The following is a 15,023-nucleotide window of genomic DNA, read 5'->3' as shown; positions in this document are numbered from 1 at the left end:
GCCGATTCCACGCACCCGGTCGCCGTCGCCGGCCCCGCCGCGGCGCGACGGGGCCGGGTCGACACGTTTCGCGCCGGTCAGCTGTTCAGCCTGTTGAGCAGGGCGGTTGCCATGCCCTGTTCACCCCTGGCGTTGGGGTGGAAGGGGGCGGCCGAGTTCTGCGGCACCAGCCCCTCGACCCACCGGGTGCCGCTGCCCTTGCACGCGTCGCGCCCGATGGACGGGGCGTAGACGTCGGCATAGGTGGCGCCGTTGGCGGTCGCGGTGCTCGCCAGCATCGCGTTCAGCGACTTCTCGACGCCACGCAGGTACGGCACGTCCTGGTAGGCGATCGGGACGACCGGCCAGCACCCGTAACCGGTGTCCGGCAGAATCGCCGGGTAACCGAGGACCACGACCCGCGCGCCCGGCGCGGCCTGGCGCACCGCCTGCAACACGGCCGTCACCTTCGGCGTGGCGGCGGCGATCCGCGCCTGCAACTGGTCGACACCTCCGGCGGTGTACCGGTTCTTGCACGGCGATCCGAGCGGACTGCTGAGGCTCGCCTGCGCACAGTCGCCGATGATGCCGGAGAAGCCGATGTCGTTGCCGCCGATCTGCACCGTCACCAGGGCCGTGGTGGAGGTGACCGCGCTGAGCTGCGGTGGCAGCGCGGTGCCCAACTGACCGCTGCCCCCGTAGAGGATGTCGTCGGTGGTGGCGCCGGAGCAGCTCACGTCGGCGAACGACGACGAGCCCGCGGCGGCGGCCACCAGCGAGGGGTAGTTGCGGTTGGAGCGCAGGCAGTTCAGGTCGACCTGGGTGGGGATGAGCGGACCGGCGGTGTACGAGTCGCCGAGCGCCACGTACCGGCCGGCGGGAACGGCGGCGCTGGCGGGTGTGGCGACGGTGAGCAGCACGCCGGCGGCGGCCACGGCGAGGGTGGCCAACCGGGTGGCCGCCCGTAGGCGGGGCAGGCGGGGACGGGTCATGACGCCTCCCAGAGGGATCACGGGGGTGGTGGTGCCGAGATCCTTTCGCCGCCGACGCCGCACGTCAATATCGATGAGCCTCATTAAATGGTTTTCTGGGGTGTGGGATGGGGCGATGGCGCTCAGACCAGGGGCGCGTACCACTGGGCGCCGGTGACCAGGACCCGCCTGGACTGCTGGCGGTTCCACTCCACCCGCATGCCGTGCCTGCGCAGCACCGGGAACACGACGTCGTCGAGCAGCCGTTCCAGGTCTGCCTGGTAGCGGGCCTGCTGGTCGGCCTCCGACAGGTCGGCGTAGGCGGCCTCGTCGAAGTCGACCGACGGGTAGGCGCCGTAGCCGAGGTAGACCGACCCGTCGTCGCTGGCGAGCAACGACTCGGTGTCCTGCTGGTGGTACCAGACATAGCCGTGCCAGTGCCGGGAGTCGTCCCGCTCGTCATGGATCTCGGCGCTCGCGCAGGTGCCACAACAGCTGAAGTTTTCCCGGGCCAGCACACCCAGCTCGTTGAGTTCGGCGAAGGCGCGGGTGAGGTTGCTCCGCACCTCACCCCACCCCCGCTGCTGCGCCCGCCGCGCGGCCGACGCCTTCTCGTGCGCCGCGATCAGCTCCTCGTCCGTCGCGCCGCACCGCTCCTCGTCGTCGTCGAAGTAGTCGACGAACTCGTCGGCGTCGGTCTCACCACGGACGATCCAGGCCCAGAGCTCGTCCTCGATCGCACCGCGCCCCGGCTCGGGAATCCGGTCGGTCAGGAACCGGGCACCCTCGGGACGATCGTTGTATGTCCATCCAGTCACGGCGACGATGGTCACACGGACCTACGACGCTCCCCGTGAAGGGTGGCTACTGCCCGGCCGGCACCTGCTCCTTGACGTCGTCGTAGCCGGCCTTGCCGGGTGCCGCGCCCGGCGCGTAGATCACGCGTAGCACGCCCGTCGGGAACGCCTCGGTCGCCACCACTCGCAGGTGGTACGCCGCGTCACCCTCGTCGAACAGCTTGCGGCCCTTGCGCGCCGCCACCGGATGCACGAGCAGGCGCAGCTCGTCGACGAGCCCCGCGGCGAGCAACTGCTGCACGACGGAGATGGACCCGGGGATGAGGATGCCGCGCACCCCGTCGTCGGCCTTGAGCGACGCGACGGCATCGAGGAGATCGCCGGCGATCAGCTCGGAGTTGCGCCAGGAGAACTCCAGCGGTTGGCGCGACACAACGACCTTGCGCATGTCCCCGAGTTGCTTGGCGAACGGCGCGTCCTCACCGCCCGCGGCCTCACGCCCGGGCCAGGCGCCGGCGAAGCTGTCGTAGGTCTCACGGCCGATGAGCAGCACGTCGGCGGCGTCGTAGTCCTCGGTGACGGCGCGGCCCATGTTCTCGTCGAAGTACGGGAAGTGCCAGTCGGGGTCGATCTCGGCCACACCGTCGGCCGAGATGAACAGTGTGGAGATGACAGGTGCCATCGCGGAAATCCCTTCAGCTCAGGTGATGTCGCGGGTAGACCGGCGCATCATCCCAAACTCTCCCGTCAGCGTCCGCCCCTCACGAAGACTTCGGCGTTTCGCGCCCGTGCCGGCGGACGGGTGGGCGGGCTCGGCGTTTCGCCGAGCCCGCCCGGGATCAGGAGTGTCAGCGCTGCAGGGTCAGCAGACCGGGCCGGTACGGCAGGAGGCCGTAGTCGACGCCGTCGGAGCTGGGGGAACGACCCTGGTAGAGCAACTGCAGGTTGCAGGCGTCGACAGTCATCGTCTGGTCGGCGCTGGTGCGCAGCAGCTCACCGTGGCTGATGTCGTTGGTCCAGGTGGCACCACTGTTGACCTTGCCGGCGAACGGGTTGCTCTGCGACGCGGCCTGCGGCGTCCATGTACCGTTCAGGCTGGTGGCCGTGAACGAGCGGAAGTAGCGGCCGGTCGAGCCGATCGCCTCGACGATCATGAGGTACTTGTTCAGACCCTTCAGCTTGTAGACCTGCGGGGCCTCGAACAGGTTGTTCTGGGTGTCGCTCATGATGGTCGTGTAGCTGCTGCCGAAGCTGCCCGGGAAGTTCCCGATCGGCATGCTGGCCCGGTAGATCTTGCCGTTGTCACCGGCGAAGAACAGGTACATGTTCGTGTCGTCGGCGATCAACGTCTGGTCGATCGGTCCGGTGCCGGAGCCGGTGATGCTGCCGCTGAACAGCGTCTGCGGCGCCGACCAGCCGTTCGGGTTGGTCGGGTTGGTCGAGGTCCGGTAGGAGAACGCCGGCCCGCCCCACTGGTAGGCGAGCACCCAGATGTTCTTCGGCGCGAAGTAGAACAACGAGGGTGCGACGGTCCCCGAGCTCATCCCGGTCTGGGTGGCCGAGGCCATCTGCGACCAGTTCGAGAAGAGACTGAAGTTCATCGAACCCCAGCTCTTGCCGAAGTCGTGCGTGGTCGCGTAGACGAGTTGCTGGCCGTTGTAGGGCGCGACGGTGAAGTCCTTCAGCGACACCCAGCCCGACTTCGGGTTCGCCAGCGACCCCGTCGACGACCAGCGGTACGTCGAGGGAAGGTCGCAGGGGGTCGGCGGCGGTGTCGTCGGAGGCGGCGTCGTGGGTGGCGGAGTGGTCGGCGGCGGGCTCGTCGGCGGCGGGTCCGTCGGGGGCGGGCTCGTCGGCGGTGGGGTCGTCGGCGTGGTGCCGTCACCGCAGGTCACGCCGTTCAGGGCGAAGCTCGTCGGCGCGGGGTTGCTGCCCGTCCACGATCCGTTGAAGCCGAACGACACGGTGGCGTTGGTGCCGATCGCGCCGTTGTAGCTCACGTTCTTCGCGGTGACCGCGGAGCCGCTCTGCGTCAGCGACGTGTTCCACGCCTGCGTGACCGTCTGCCCGGCCGCGTACGACCACGTCAACGTCCAACTGGTCACCGGATCACCCAGGTTGGTGATCGCCACGTTGGCGCCGAAGCCGCCCTGCCACTGCGACGGGACTGTGTAGTTCACCGAACAGCCGGCCGCCGCGGCACCGGCCGGCAGCGCCGCGACAACCGTCGCCGACACGAGCAGGGCAACGCCGGCCGACGCCAGACCGACATTGGTGTATCTGGATCTGGTCATAGAGCACCTTCCTGAGGGGACGGCGGCCATGCATTGGCGGCGGTCGCTGGCGCGGTCGCGTTTGTGAGCGTTAACAGGCCGCGACAGGTATGTTACGGGAGCGCTCCCATACCCTCAACCTTGAACTCACATCCTTCGATCTTCGGTGCCGCCCGACGGATCACGAGTACATGAGGTGCGTCGTCATGCCGGCGTCGGCGTGCGCCAGGTTGTGGCAGTGGTTGGCCCACACTCCCGGGTTGTCGGCCCGGAACGCCACCTCCCACACCTCGCCCGGTCGAACGTCGAACGAGTCCAGCCACAGCGGACTGCCGGCCGCCGGCCTTCGGTCGCGGGACAGCACCAGGACGTGGTGACCGTGCAGATGCCACGGGTGCACGATCGCCGACCGGTTGACGATCGTGAACCTGACGACGTCGCCGAGGCGGACGACCTGCGGTGGAATGTCCGGATCGGCCGCGCCGTTGACGGTGTGCGCGTAGCGCGGAAGCATGTCGTGCAGGTCGATTCCACGGTCGAGAACGAGGGTGAACGTTCGATCGAACCGGGACCACGGCACCGCGGAGGCGACGCCGTAGCCGAGCGGATCCAGCACCGGCCAGTCGCCCGGCGGCGTCGACACCGGTCCGGTCGAGTAGACCGCCCGCCCGTCGACGAACAACGCCATCGGCGTTTCCGGCGCGGGAAACACCAGGTCGTAGCGGCCCCCGGCGGGGATCAGCACCGCGGTGTCCACGAGCGACGTGGGGCCACGCAGGTCGGCGCCGTCGATCGCGGCGACCCGGAACGCGGTCCCGGCCAGGGCGTAGCGGTGCGTCGTGCTGTCGGTGTTGATCAGCCGCAGCCGTACCGGGGTGCCCGCCTCGACGCGCTCGGTTCTCGGTGCGGGCAACGGCCGGCCCGCCAGCGTGTGCACCGGGATCGTGACGTCGAGGCCGGCCACCGGCCCCGGGCGGACCACCAGGACTCCGTAGAGGCCCATCCGCACGCCGACATCGGAGACCGAATGCGTGTGATACCAGTACGTCCCGACCTGGTCGGCGCGGAACCGGTAGACGAACTCCTGGCCGGGCAGCACCGCGGCCTGTGTCACGCCCGGCACCCCGTCCTGACTGTTCGGCACGTCGTACCCGTGCCAGTGCAGCGTGACGCCTCGCCCGATGTCCCGGTTGCGCAGCGTCACCTCCACCACGTCGCCGACGGTGGCGGTCAGCTCCGGCCCGGGTACCTGCGCGTCGAACGCCCACGCCGCGACGTCTCGGCCACTCACGCTCACCGTGGCGGTCCCGGCCGTCAGCGTGAACCGTCGGGTCGGCTCGTCGCTGGTCCGCGCCTCCCGGTACCCGTGGTCATGGTGAACGACGGGCGCGGCCGGGACGACGGTCAGCCCGACTCCGGTCACCAACGCCCCGACCGCCACCACGAGCGCCACCCGGGACAGCCCCCGGGACGGACGCACACCCAGAGCGCGCCAGGACACGGCCGTCGCCGTGACGGTCCCGGCGACCGCGAGCAGTCCCGCGCCCACCGACGCCGGATAGCCGTGCAGGACCGTCACGAGCAGGGCACTGCTCGTGGCGTACCCGGCGAACAGAAGCGGGACCGCGACGGACCGGACGTCGCCCGGGACCGGGAGCAACCGCGGCCCGGCGACGGCCACCGCCGCGAGCGACAGCGGGGCGGCGACGAGGACCTTCTCCGCCGCGAACCACCAGCCGGCGCGAGCGAGCGCGACGATCGTGATCGCGCGGGAGAGCGTGGCGAGCAGGGCGAAGGCCGCGAGCGCCAGCGCGAGCGGGCGACGCCGGACGGCCGCCGCCGCGCCGCCGCCCAGCCAACCGGCGGCCGTGAGGACCGCGAGCACGAGATCGACCGCGAGCAGCGCGCCGGTGGTCATGCCGGCTCTCCGCTGCGGACGACGTCGCCGGTGGAGTCGGCCGGCTCCGGGTCGGTCAGCTTCCGTGCCCCCCGGAGTACGGCCACCACGACGTGTACCGCGATGATCCCGTTGAGGGCGTGCAGGCCACCGATGATCGGACCGAGCGGGGTGCTGACGCCCGCCGCGTCGGTGGACGCGGTGGCGAGCATGGCGAGGAGCGCCTGCACGATGACGAGGCCGATCGGCAGGAGCGCCAGCCCGACGAGTCGGCCCGGCGCCCTGGCCAGTGCCGCGCACAGCGCGGTGAGCAGGGTGAGGGCCGGGATGACGGCCATGCCGTTGACGCTGTGCAGGGCGTACGCGTCGTCGCCCGTGGGTCTCGTGAACCCGCCCACGGCGGCGAAGACGAACTGCAGGCCGAACGCGACGAGCAACAGGGCGCTGGTGATGACGAATGCCTTACGCATGGCGATCTCCTACCGGTGCGCCGCGGACAGTGCCCGGGCGACGTGATCGGTGGCCGTGATCGCCCCGAAGGCGACAAGCCGTACGAGATCGGCGTCGGCGGGATGGGAGAGCCGCCAGAGAGCGACGTCGCCGACGGTTATCGCGCTGGGCGCGAACGCCGCCAGCAGGGCGATCCTCGTGCCGACGCGATCGACGCCCGGCACGTCCCGGACCAGGTCGACGGCCCAGTCCGCGGGCCGGGCCGGAAACCGCCCGTCCTCCCACCGCACGGTGGCCGTGACGGTCTGGCGCCCCACGTCGCCCAGGAGGTCCCCGCCCCGCGTGGCGGCGTCCGTCAGGGCCGCGTACGCGACGCCGACCGGACTGTCCCCCGCCCAACCGGGTGCCGCCGTCGTGCCGGCGTCCAGGAGCGCGAGGCCTCGGCCGGGTTCCTTCGGATCCCGGGCCGCCCGGGCGGAGAGCCAGCCGCCGACCGAGCGCACAAGTGGGGAGCGTTGCAGGCCAGCGGGGAGCAGGTCGGGGGCGAGCAGGGCGGACACGATCCGGTTGATGAAGTGGAAGGCGAGCAGGGTGCCGGTGACCTCCGGGCCGTACGGGCTGGCCCAGTCGGTGGCCCGGGGGCTGCGGCTCGCCTGCGCCCAACCGACGAGCGCGGCATGCCCCGCCCCGGCCGGTGTCCCGCCCCGGACGACGGCCTCGGCCAGCTTCGGTTCGCCAAGGGCGTGCAGCAGCATCGCGTGCGAGTCCACACAGAACTGACAGCGGTTGGCCCGGGACACCGCCGCCGCGACGAGTTCGCGCTCGACCCGGGAGGCGTCCCCGGCGAGCAGGGCCTCGCGCATCAAGGCCCAGGTCGCCGCCAGCACCTCCGGCACCGCGGCGAGCACCTGGAAGGTGGGCAGCGGCCCGAGGAAGTCGTCCGACATCTGCCGGTAGACCTCCGCGGTCCGGCCGGTCGCGGCCGACGCTTTCACTGGGGTGGTAAAGCGGTATGTCATGGGCTCGATGCTCGTCTCGGCGAGCCGGGAAAACGTCGTGCCGTCGCAGGCACTTGACCATCTGCCGCTACCGCGTCCGCGGTACGCCCTCCTACTGCGTGCGGTGGATGCTCGGTGCGGACAGCCCGTTCTACTCTTCGACAATGCGTCGCGATCTGCCGTACGCCCTCAGCGCCCTCGCCCTCGGCGCCCTCCTGCTCGGCAACGCCGCGCTCGCGCCGGACGCGGCGGCGGTCGGTGCGGTCGACGTCGTCCTGGTGCTGGCCATGACCGTCGCCCTGGCGGCGTGCCGGCGGTATCCGGTGGTGGCGCTGGGCGTGGTCACCGTCGCCATGCTGGCCCTGCACGTCCGGGTGCACCCGGGGGTGTCCGCCGCGTTCCCGGTGCTCGCAGCGGTCTACGTCGCCGCCTGGCGGGGGCAGCGGGCGGCCTCCGCGCTCGCCAGTCTCGCCTTCCTCGGTGGGTTCCTGACCCGGGACATCTCGACGGCCCCGGCCGGCCATCTCGTCGTCGAGCGAACGCCCCTGCTGCTGGGCTGGTTCGTGGCGGCCAACGTCGCTGGGCTCGTGGCGCGGCAGCGCCGGGCGTACCTGGAACAGGTCGAGCAGCGGGCGATCGAGGCCGAACGCACCCGCGAGGAGATGGCGTTGCGTCGCGCCGGGGAGGAACGCCTGCGCATCGCCCGCGACCTGCACGACTCCCTGACCCACAGCATCTCGGTGATCAAGGTGCAGGCCGGGATCGCCGTGCACCTCGCGCGCAAACACGGCGAGCAGCCGTCGGCCACCCTGCTGGCGATCCAGGAGGCCAGCAGCGCCGCGATGCGGGAGCTGCGCACCACCCTCGACGTCCTGCGCTCACCCTCCGACGAGGACCGCCTGGGGCTGGCCCGGGTGGACGAGTTGGCCGAGCGGACCCGGGCGGTCGGCGTACCGGTGCGGGTGACCGTCGCCGGTGAGCCCCGGGAGCTGCCCGCCGAGGTCGACCAGGCCGGCTACCGGGTCGTCCAGGAGGCCCTGACAAACGTGGCACGCCACGCCGGCCCCGCCACCGCGAACGTCCACGTCGAGTACGCCCCGGCGCGGCTCACCGTCTCGGTCACCGACGACGGCCAGGCGTCACCGGCGCACCCGATGACACCGGGCGTGGGCCTGCGCGGCATGCGGGAGCGGGTGACCGGGCTCGGCGGCACCCTGCGGGCCACCGCCAACGACGACAACGGATTCACGGTACGGGCCACGATCCCGCTGGACGGCCCCGGCGCGACCGAGCGCCCGCGCGAGGTCCCGCCAGCTCGGCGCGCCGCGGAGCCGCGATGATCCGGGTCCTGCTCGTCGACGACCAGGCGCTGATGCGAGCCGGTTTCCGGGCACTGCTCGACGCCGAGGACGACCTGGAGGTCGTCGGCGAGGCCGCCGACGGCGTAGCCGCCGTGCACCTGTCGCGACGCCTGCGCCCGGACGTGGTGCTCATGGACGTGCAGATGCCCGGGCTCGACGGTATCGAAGCCACCCGGCGGATCGCCGCCGATCCCGACCTCACCGCGATCCACGTCCTCATCCTGACCAACTACGGGCTCGACTCGTACGTCTTCTCCGCCCTCCGGGCGGGCGCCAGCGGTTTCCTGCTCAAGGACGCCGACCCCACCGACCTGCTGCAGGCCATCGCCGTCGTGGCGCGCGGCGACGCACTGCTCGCACCCGCCGTGACGCGGACGCTCATCAGCGAGTTCGTGTCCGGCCCACCGCCGGCCGAGCCGACGGCCGGGCGGGACGTGCTGACCGCCCGCGAGCAGGAGATCGCCGAGTTGGTCGCGGGCGGACTGAGCAACGACGAGATCGCCGCACGCATGGTGATCAGCCCGTTGACCGCCAAGACACATGTGAATCGGGCGATGGCGAAGCTGCACTGCCGCGACCGCGCCCAACTCGTCGTGTGGGCGTACGAGTCGGGACTCGTCACGCCGCGTCGTCGATGATCGTCAACGCGGTCCGGGGGCACCCGTCGGCACACGGGGTGGGGCCGACGCACTAACATTGCCGCCGTCCGACGACGGCTCTGCTGAAACGAGGCGACATGCGTTGGCTCCGGCGGTTGCTGGGCGGCAGGCGGGTCCAGCTCGATCCGGGACGCCAGCAGGCGCTGCTGCACGACGTGCAGACCCGGTACGGCCCCCACGCGCGGATCCGGTTCACCGAGCAGGTCCAGGCGCTCACCACGACGCTGGACAGCGACGACGGCCTGGTGGTGGCGGCCCAGATCGTGGGTCAGGTCGCCGACGAGGCCCACGTGGACCTGCAGTCCCAGGCACAGGAGATCCACCGCCGGACGGGCCGGCGGCTGCTGGTGCACCGCCGCAACTACCGGCCGCTGTGGCGGGAGGCCGGTCCCGCACTGCGCTGGCCGCTGTTCGCGCTGCCGTCCGGCTTCCACCCGTACGCGCAGGTGGCCGCCGCTGTCACGGTGGTCGGCAGCCGGGCACCCCGGCTCGACCGGGTGACCGACCCGAACCCGCTGCTGACCCGGGTGTTCGAGGTGCTCGACCTCACCACCGCCGGCTGGGAGTACGGCCGGGTGCGGGTGGACACCGACGCCGCTGCCCTGGCCGATCGACTGATCTCCAGTGCCGGGCAGGTCCTCGCGGCCATGGACGACCCGCCGCGACTGCCGCCCGCCGTCCGGGAGCTGATGCGCCGCAACAACGCCGTCGCCGTGCACGACCCGGCCGGCCCCCGGGTGGTGGGTGGGATCAACCTGGGCGCGAAGATGCGAGAACACTTCCTGGTCTGAGCAGCCTCGGCGTCACTGATCGAGGCACCGGCGGGCGAGATGCACGACGATGTCGGCGGATAGCTCGACCCGCTGGGGCAGGATCTGCTCGATCTGGTTGAAGACCTGCCCCCGCTCCGGGGTCGCCAGCGCGAGATACGCCGAGATCGTCGCCAGATGTCGCGAGCACTCACCGTCAGGTGCGAGTGATCTTGCGAGCCGCCCGGAAAATTTTGCGAGTCACCCTTACATGCCGGGTTGGTAGCGCGATGCCGAGTTATCCGGGGTACTCCCCTGGAGCGCTGGCGCCAGCTCGCAACGGACGACTTCCCACTCCGGGCGCGTAGCGCCATACTGCTCCGATGCGCCTGTACCTGTCGTCGTTCCGTACCGGGGCGCATCCTGACCAGCTTGTCGCCCTAGCCGGCAACGGCCGGCGCACCGCCTTGATCCCGAACGCCCTCGACGGGCTTCCCACTGAGATGCGTGAGACCGGCCTGCGGCGCGACCTTGACGATCTCGAAGCGGTTGGCCTCGACGTCACGCTGATCGACTTGCGTGAGCCCGCCATGGTGTCCAGCCTCGCCACCTACGACATCGTGTGGGTCCGTGGCGGCAACGTTTTCGTGCTGCGCCGGGTTCTGGCCGACACGGGCGCCGACATTGTGCTGCTCGATCTGCTACGTCACGGCGCGGTCGTCTACGGCGGCTACAGCGCCGGTGCCTGCGTCCTGGCCCCTGACCTGAACGGTCTGGAACTCGTCGACAACCCCGCCGCCGTCGCCGAACCGATCATGACCGGGCTTGGCCTGCTTGACCGCCCGTTCGTGCCGCATGTGCGTTCCCCCGGCCATCCGGAGACCGCCGCCTGTGACGCCGTGTCGGCCGCGTACACCAGCGCAAGGAGGCCACACTGGGCGCTGCGCGACGGTGAGGTGCTACTCGTCACCGAGAACCAGACACGACTGCTGCCTGTATAGCGCCGGACCCTGCTGCACACGGGCACCAACGCCAAGAGCAACAGATGCTGAGGCTGTTTACGAAGGCTTTCCGCCGGAGATCCGCAAGGTAGTTCCGGACGCCTTGGTTCGGAATCGTCCGGACCTACCCTGCGAGCCGCTGGTCACCGCCGTGATCATCCGCAATCTTGAGCCGGACGCGACAGTGGAGGGGCCGGTAGCCGGGTGAGGTGAGGCTCCCGGTAGGACAGCAATCGACCAAGAAAGATGCCCCTACCGGGAGCCTCGTTGCTGACTTACCCTTCCTCGATCCCGTTGTCCACCCGGTCACTGAACCACGTCGCCGACCTGATCCGTGCTCATCGCCGCCAGCGACGGTCCCGGTGGCGCCGCCTCGTCCCCGGCCACCAGGCGCTGCTCGTCCTGGCCCATTTGCGCAACGGCGACACCTTCACCCGTCTGGCCGCCGGGTTCGAAGTCGGGGCAGCTTGTTCCGGGCCTGCTCCAGACCGAGACGTACGCTACGCGCGTCTTGCAGGTGGCCCGTCCAGACATCACCCGGGCGGAGATCGAGCGACGGCTGGCGGTGCGTCTCGGTCGTCAGGCGCTGCTGACGCGCGCGGCACCACCCGCTCCGCAGTTCGACGTCTTGCTTGAGGAGGCTGTCTTGCGGCGAGGGGTGGCCGCAGAGCAACTACGACACCTGATCAGGGTCAGCAGGCAGCCGAACGTCTCGCTGCGAGTAATTCCGTTAGCCGGGGGTCTGCACCGGGGCAACATGACCAGCGGCACGTTCACGATCCTCGAGTTCGAGGGGGGTGCTGAGCCTTCGATCATCTACTCCGACAGCCTCACGCTCTATCTCGACAAGCCCGCCGAGGTCGCAGCGTACGGGGAGGCGTGGGACATCATGGAGAGCCCGGCGCTGGCCGAAGCGCAGTCTCGCAAACTCATGGCATCGATCGCAGAGGAACTAACATGACCACGCTCAAGTGGAAGACGAGCACCCGCAGCAACGAGGGGAACTGTGTCGAGGTTGCCACACCAACTCCGACGGTCATGGTCAGAGACTCCAAGGACCGGCACGGACCGGCGCTAGCATTCAGCGCGGGTCAGTGGGTTGACTTCGTCCAGGGGATCAAGACCGGCAAGTTCGAGGCGTGAGTAAGGGTGCCAGGTGTGGTCACTGGCAGCCGCCACACCTGGCTACCGCAAACGTCCGTCAACTATGCGCGCCGTCACCACCGAAACATCTCCGCTATCGCCCTAACGACCAGGTCTCAGCACTCCGCAATGTCGAACCGCAACACCCCGCTCGGCGGCATGGAGCGGATATTCCTCGCGCCACCCGTCTCCGAGTGGTGACGCGGTGAGGCAGCATGACCGTCATGCAGACGGTTGTCGCGATCCGGCGTTACCCGCTCAAGAGCGCCCGGGGGGAGGCGCTCACCTCGGCCGACGTCGAGCAGACCGGCCTGCGCGGCGACCGGACGTGGGCCTGTGTCGACCGCGTCGACGGGACGGTCGGCAGCGCCAAACACCCACGACGATGGGGGCGCCTGCTCGATGTCGGCACGAGCATGCGGGACGACGGCCCGGGGACGACCCTGACGCTGCATGTCGACGGCACATCGGTGCCGGCCGGAAGCGCGGCGGCAGATGCCGCACTCAGCAAGCACCTGGACCGCCCGGTGCGGCTGAGCCGCGAGTTGCCGCCCGACGCGAGACTGCACCGGACGTTGCCTGACGACGTAGGTATGGTGCCGGATTGGATGGGCGACGCCCGGCCCGGCCAGGACACCATCACGGCGATCGCGGGCGCGGGGCGGGTCGGCCGGTTCGTCGACTTCGGCGCCGTTCACATCGTGACCACCGGCGCGTTGTCTCTGCTGGGTGAGCGCATGGGAGGTGGCAGTGTGGCCGCGGCGCGGTTTCGCCCGAACCTGGTCATCGACGCACCGCGTGACCCGGCACCGGGGCAGGAGCTACGCCTCGGCGATGTCGTGCTCCGGGTGGTCCTGCCCACTCCGAGGTGCGTCATCCCCGGACTCTCCCAGGCCGAACTGCCGGCCGACCTCTCGGTGCTGAGCGCCCTGGCCCGGCACTACCGCATCCCGGTGGCCGGGCTCGGGCGGGCAGCCTGCTTCGGGACCTACGCCGATGTCGTCCAGCCCGGCCGACTCCGCGTCGGGCAGGTCGTTCGCTGACCGAGGCCGCCGTCTTCAACCCTGACCTCTGGCTCGCACGACGCGACAACTGTGCGCAACCGCTTGCCCACCCGTCGAACACCGCTCGACCATGTGCTCATGGGGCCGGAGCGTCGTGTCATCCTCGGGGTCGACGTGGGAGCCACCGCCGTGCGGGTGGCCGCGTTCGCGGTGGACGGCACCGCCCGACACGTCCGGACGCGGGCGTACCCGCTGCTCCAACCGCTGCCCGGCTGGCACGTCCAGGACCCCGACGTGCTGGTGGCGGCCACCCTGGCGGCGGTGTCCGCGTGTGTCGCCGACACCGCCGGGGCGGAGGTCGTCGCCCTCGCGATCAGCTCCCCCAGGTACGGCGTGATCGGGCTGGACGCGACACTCAGCCCGGTGACGCCGCTGCTGACCGGGCGGGACACGCGCTCCGCGGAGGTCGCCCGCGACCTGCGGGTCTCCGGCCAGAGCCGGGAGCTGCACCGGGTCACCGGCACGCCCGTGCACCCGGGAAGCCCGCTGTGCAAGCTCATCTGGTTCGCCCGCCACGAGCCGTACCTCTGCACCTCGACGCGGTGGTGGGTCGGCCTGAAGGACTACCTGGTCCACCGGCTGACCGGGACGTTGGTGACCGAGCTGTCGTCGGCGTCGGGCACCGGCATGTTCGACGTGCATCGGCGGGTGTGGAGTGCGGGCGTACTCGATCTGGTCGGGGTGGCCGGCAGCCAGCTGCCCCCGGTCCTGCCCACGACGGGCGTGTTGCGGCTCTCCTCGGCGGCCGGGCAGGCGGTCGGCCTGCCGTCCGGCACACCTGTCGTCGTGGGGGCGGGTGACGGGCCGTCGAGCAGCCTGGGCATGGCGGCGATCGACAGCACCGTCGCCGGTCTGACGCTCGCGGCCACCGGGGCCCTGCGGACTGTCGTCGCGGCTCCGCTCGTCGACCCGGCGGAGATCTTCTCCTGCGCCGCGCTGACCGAGGACGCCTGGGTGGTCGGCGCGACGGCCAACAACGGCGGCAACGTGGTGCGGTGGGCCGGTGGCGCCCTCGAACCCGATCCTCGCCCGGCGTCCGACGACCAGCTCGTCGCGCCCGAGCTGCTGGCGCTCGCCGAACGGGTCGCCCCGGGCAGCGACGGCCTGGTGATGCTGCCCTATCTGCTGGCCGACCGGGCGTCGGCGGTGGATCCCGGCCCGCCGGGCGCGTACCTGGGTTTGCGCAGCGAGCACTCTCGCGGTCACCTGGTGCGGGCCGCGGTGGAGGCTGTGTGCCTACACCTCGGCGGCGTCCGGGACCGCCTGACCGAGCTGACGCCGGTCAGCAGCGTTCGGCTGGCCGGCGGCGCGTTCCGATCTCCGCTGTGGCGTGCGGTGATGGCCGCGGTCCTGGACTGTCCGACCCAGGTGGCCGGCGAGGACGATGACGCCGCCCTCGGCGCGGCGGCGCTCGGGCTCTTCGCGATCGGCCTGGCCGCCGATCTGACCGAGGCCGTCACTCTGCTCAGTCCTGCGAGTGCCCGCGCCGAGCCGGTCGCGGTCGACCCGGCCCTTGCCGCGACCTACCGCTGCCTGCGCGCGAAGTTGCCCGCACTCCGCACTGTCGTGGGCCGCGCGGGCGAGATCCTCGACGAGGTGGCGGCCGGGCCGGGCGTCGGCTGGCGGGCCACCACGTCGTCCCGGGACGTGGTGGGCGGTTGACCGGGCCGGTCGCCGGACG

At 71.0% G+C, this 15,023-nt stretch carries 15 protein-coding genes and 1 pseudogene; 9 read left to right on the top strand and 7 right to left on the bottom strand.

What is annotated here, in order from left to right; translation table 11 throughout:
* Positions 1–77: 77 nt before the first annotated feature.
* The 7 genes from ACPXBU_RS01885 to ACPXBU_RS01855 form a co-directional block, all read right to left on the bottom strand.
* A complete protein-coding gene (locus tag ACPXBU_RS01885; protein WP_425755919.1) occupies positions 78–971 on the bottom strand; it encodes an SGNH/GDSL hydrolase family protein in 894 nt (297 codons plus the stop codon).
* Positions 972–1,093: 122 nt separating this feature from the next.
* On the bottom strand, positions 1,094–1,768 hold the full coding sequence (locus ACPXBU_RS01880) for a DUF6891 domain-containing protein (RefSeq protein ID WP_393368533.1): 675 nt from the start codon (positions 1,766–1,768) through the stop codon (positions 1,094–1,096).
* 46 nt (positions 1,769–1,814) lie between these two features.
* Entirely contained in the window at positions 1,815–2,429 is a 615-nt protein-coding gene (locus ACPXBU_RS01875) for a dihydrofolate reductase family protein (protein WP_425755917.1), read from the bottom strand.
* Positions 2,430–2,595: 166 nt separating this feature from the next.
* Positions 2,596–4,041, bottom strand: a complete 1,446-nt coding sequence (locus ACPXBU_RS01870; RefSeq protein WP_393368528.1) for a non-reducing end alpha-L-arabinofuranosidase family hydrolase — start codon at positions 4,039–4,041, stop codon at positions 2,596–2,598.
* A gap of 160 nt (positions 4,042–4,201) precedes the next feature.
* The gene (locus ACPXBU_RS01865; RefSeq protein WP_425755915.1) at positions 4,202–5,938 is read right to left on the bottom strand and encodes a multicopper oxidase family protein; all 1,737 of its coding nucleotides are present in this window, start codon (positions 5,936–5,938) and stop codon (positions 4,202–4,204) included.
* Positions 5,935–6,387, bottom strand: a complete 453-nt coding sequence (locus ACPXBU_RS01860; RefSeq protein WP_425755913.1) for a DUF6220 domain-containing protein — start codon at positions 6,385–6,387, stop codon at positions 5,935–5,937. The genes ACPXBU_RS01865 and ACPXBU_RS01860 overlap by 4 nt, the downstream gene beginning before the upstream one ends.
* A 9-nt stretch (positions 6,388–6,396) precedes the next feature.
* Positions 6,397–7,386, bottom strand: coding sequence for a carboxymuconolactone decarboxylase family protein (locus ACPXBU_RS01855; RefSeq protein ID WP_425755911.1), 990 nt, complete (start codon positions 7,384–7,386; stop codon positions 6,397–6,399).
* A 143-nt stretch (positions 7,387–7,529) separates the two neighbouring features.
* Between ACPXBU_RS01855 and ACPXBU_RS01850 the strand changes: the two genes are divergently transcribed.
* The 9 genes and pseudogenes from ACPXBU_RS01850 (at position 7,530) to ACPXBU_RS01810 (ending at position 15,004) form a co-directional block, all read left to right on the top strand.
* Positions 7,530–8,705, top strand: a complete 1,176-nt coding sequence (locus tag ACPXBU_RS01850; protein ID WP_425755909.1) for a sensor histidine kinase — start codon at positions 7,530–7,532, stop codon at positions 8,703–8,705.
* Positions 8,702–9,364, top strand: coding sequence for a response regulator (locus ACPXBU_RS01845; RefSeq protein ID WP_425755907.1), 663 nt, complete (start codon positions 8,702–8,704; stop codon positions 9,362–9,364). The genes ACPXBU_RS01850 and ACPXBU_RS01845 overlap by 4 nt, the downstream gene beginning before the upstream one ends.
* Before the next feature lie 98 nt (positions 9,365–9,462).
* Positions 9,463–10,176, top strand: coding sequence for a hypothetical protein (locus ACPXBU_RS01840; protein WP_425755905.1), 714 nt, complete (start codon positions 9,463–9,465; stop codon positions 10,174–10,176).
* A 341-nt stretch (positions 10,177–10,517) separates the two neighbouring features.
* A complete protein-coding gene (locus ACPXBU_RS01835) occupies positions 10,518–11,135 on the top strand; it encodes a Type 1 glutamine amidotransferase-like domain-containing protein (protein ID WP_425755903.1) in 618 nt (205 codons plus the stop codon).
* Positions 11,136–11,402: 267 nt separating this feature from the next.
* Positions 11,403–11,603, top strand: a pseudogene (locus ACPXBU_RS01830) (transposase family protein); the annotation flags it as partial.
* A gap of 49 nt (positions 11,604–11,652) precedes the next feature.
* Positions 11,653–12,096 (top strand): DUF5753 domain-containing protein, encoded by a 444-nt coding sequence (locus tag ACPXBU_RS01825; RefSeq protein WP_425755901.1) that lies wholly within the window; start codon positions 11,653–11,655, stop codon positions 12,094–12,096.
* Positions 12,093–12,278, top strand: coding sequence for a DUF397 domain-containing protein (locus ACPXBU_RS01820; RefSeq protein WP_425755899.1), 186 nt, complete (start codon positions 12,093–12,095; stop codon positions 12,276–12,278). Before ACPXBU_RS01825 ends, ACPXBU_RS01820 begins: the two co-directional genes overlap by 4 nt.
* A gap of 224 nt (positions 12,279–12,502) precedes the next feature.
* Positions 12,503–13,321, top strand: coding sequence for an MOSC domain-containing protein (locus ACPXBU_RS01815; protein ID WP_425755897.1), 819 nt, complete (start codon positions 12,503–12,505; stop codon positions 13,319–13,321).
* A 99-nt stretch (positions 13,322–13,420) separates the two neighbouring features.
* Positions 13,421–15,004, top strand: coding sequence for a gluconokinase (locus ACPXBU_RS01810; RefSeq protein WP_425755895.1), 1,584 nt, complete (start codon positions 13,421–13,423; stop codon positions 15,002–15,004).
* Positions 15,005–15,023: the final 19 nt, after the last annotated feature.

It is taken from the genome of Micromonospora sp. DT231, from assembly GCF_049847025.1.
Taxonomy (GTDB): Bacteria; Actinomycetota; Actinomycetes; order Mycobacteriales; family Micromonosporaceae; genus Micromonospora.
The sequence above is the reverse complement of the archived record's forward strand: the minus strand, read 5'-3'. Positions and strand labels throughout refer to the sequence as shown.

Excerpts from the sequence above, each read along its gene's own strand:
- ACPXBU_RS01885 (WP_425755919.1), bottom strand. The coding sequence starts at position 971 with ATGACCCGTCCCCGCCTGCCCCGCCTACGGGCGGCCACCCGGTTGGCC.
- ACPXBU_RS01875 (WP_425755917.1), bottom strand. The coding sequence starts at position 2,429 with ATGGCACCTGTCATCTCCACACTGTTCATCTCGGCCGACGGTGTGGCC.
- ACPXBU_RS01870 (WP_393368528.1), bottom strand. The coding sequence starts at position 4,041 with ATGACCAGATCCAGATACACCAATGTCGGTCTGGCGTCGGCCGGCGTT.
- ACPXBU_RS01865 (WP_425755915.1), bottom strand. The coding sequence starts at position 5,938 with ATGACCACCGGCGCGCTGCTCGCGGTCGATCTCGTGCTCGCGGTCCTC.
- ACPXBU_RS01860 (WP_425755913.1), bottom strand. The coding sequence starts at position 6,387 with ATGCGTAAGGCATTCGTCATCACCAGCGCCCTGTTGCTCGTCGCGTTC.
- ACPXBU_RS01855 (WP_425755911.1), bottom strand. The coding sequence starts at position 7,386 with ATGACATACCGCTTTACCACCCCAGTGAAAGCGTCGGCCGCGACCGGC.
- ACPXBU_RS01850 (WP_425755909.1), top strand. The coding sequence starts at position 7,530 with ATGCGTCGCGATCTGCCGTACGCCCTCAGCGCCCTCGCCCTCGGCGCC.
- ACPXBU_RS01845 (WP_425755907.1), top strand. The coding sequence starts at position 8,702 with ATGATCCGGGTCCTGCTCGTCGACGACCAGGCGCTGATGCGAGCCGGT.
- ACPXBU_RS01840 (WP_425755905.1), top strand. The coding sequence starts at position 9,463 with ATGCGTTGGCTCCGGCGGTTGCTGGGCGGCAGGCGGGTCCAGCTCGAT.
- ACPXBU_RS01835 (WP_425755903.1), top strand. The coding sequence starts at position 10,518 with ATGCGCCTGTACCTGTCGTCGTTCCGTACCGGGGCGCATCCTGACCAG.
- ACPXBU_RS01820 (WP_425755899.1), top strand. The coding sequence starts at position 12,093 with ATGACCACGCTCAAGTGGAAGACGAGCACCCGCAGCAACGAGGGGAAC.
- ACPXBU_RS01815 (WP_425755897.1), top strand. The coding sequence starts at position 12,503 with ATGCAGACGGTTGTCGCGATCCGGCGTTACCCGCTCAAGAGCGCCCGG.
- ACPXBU_RS01810 (WP_425755895.1), top strand. The coding sequence starts at position 13,421 with ATGGGGCCGGAGCGTCGTGTCATCCTCGGGGTCGACGTGGGAGCCACC.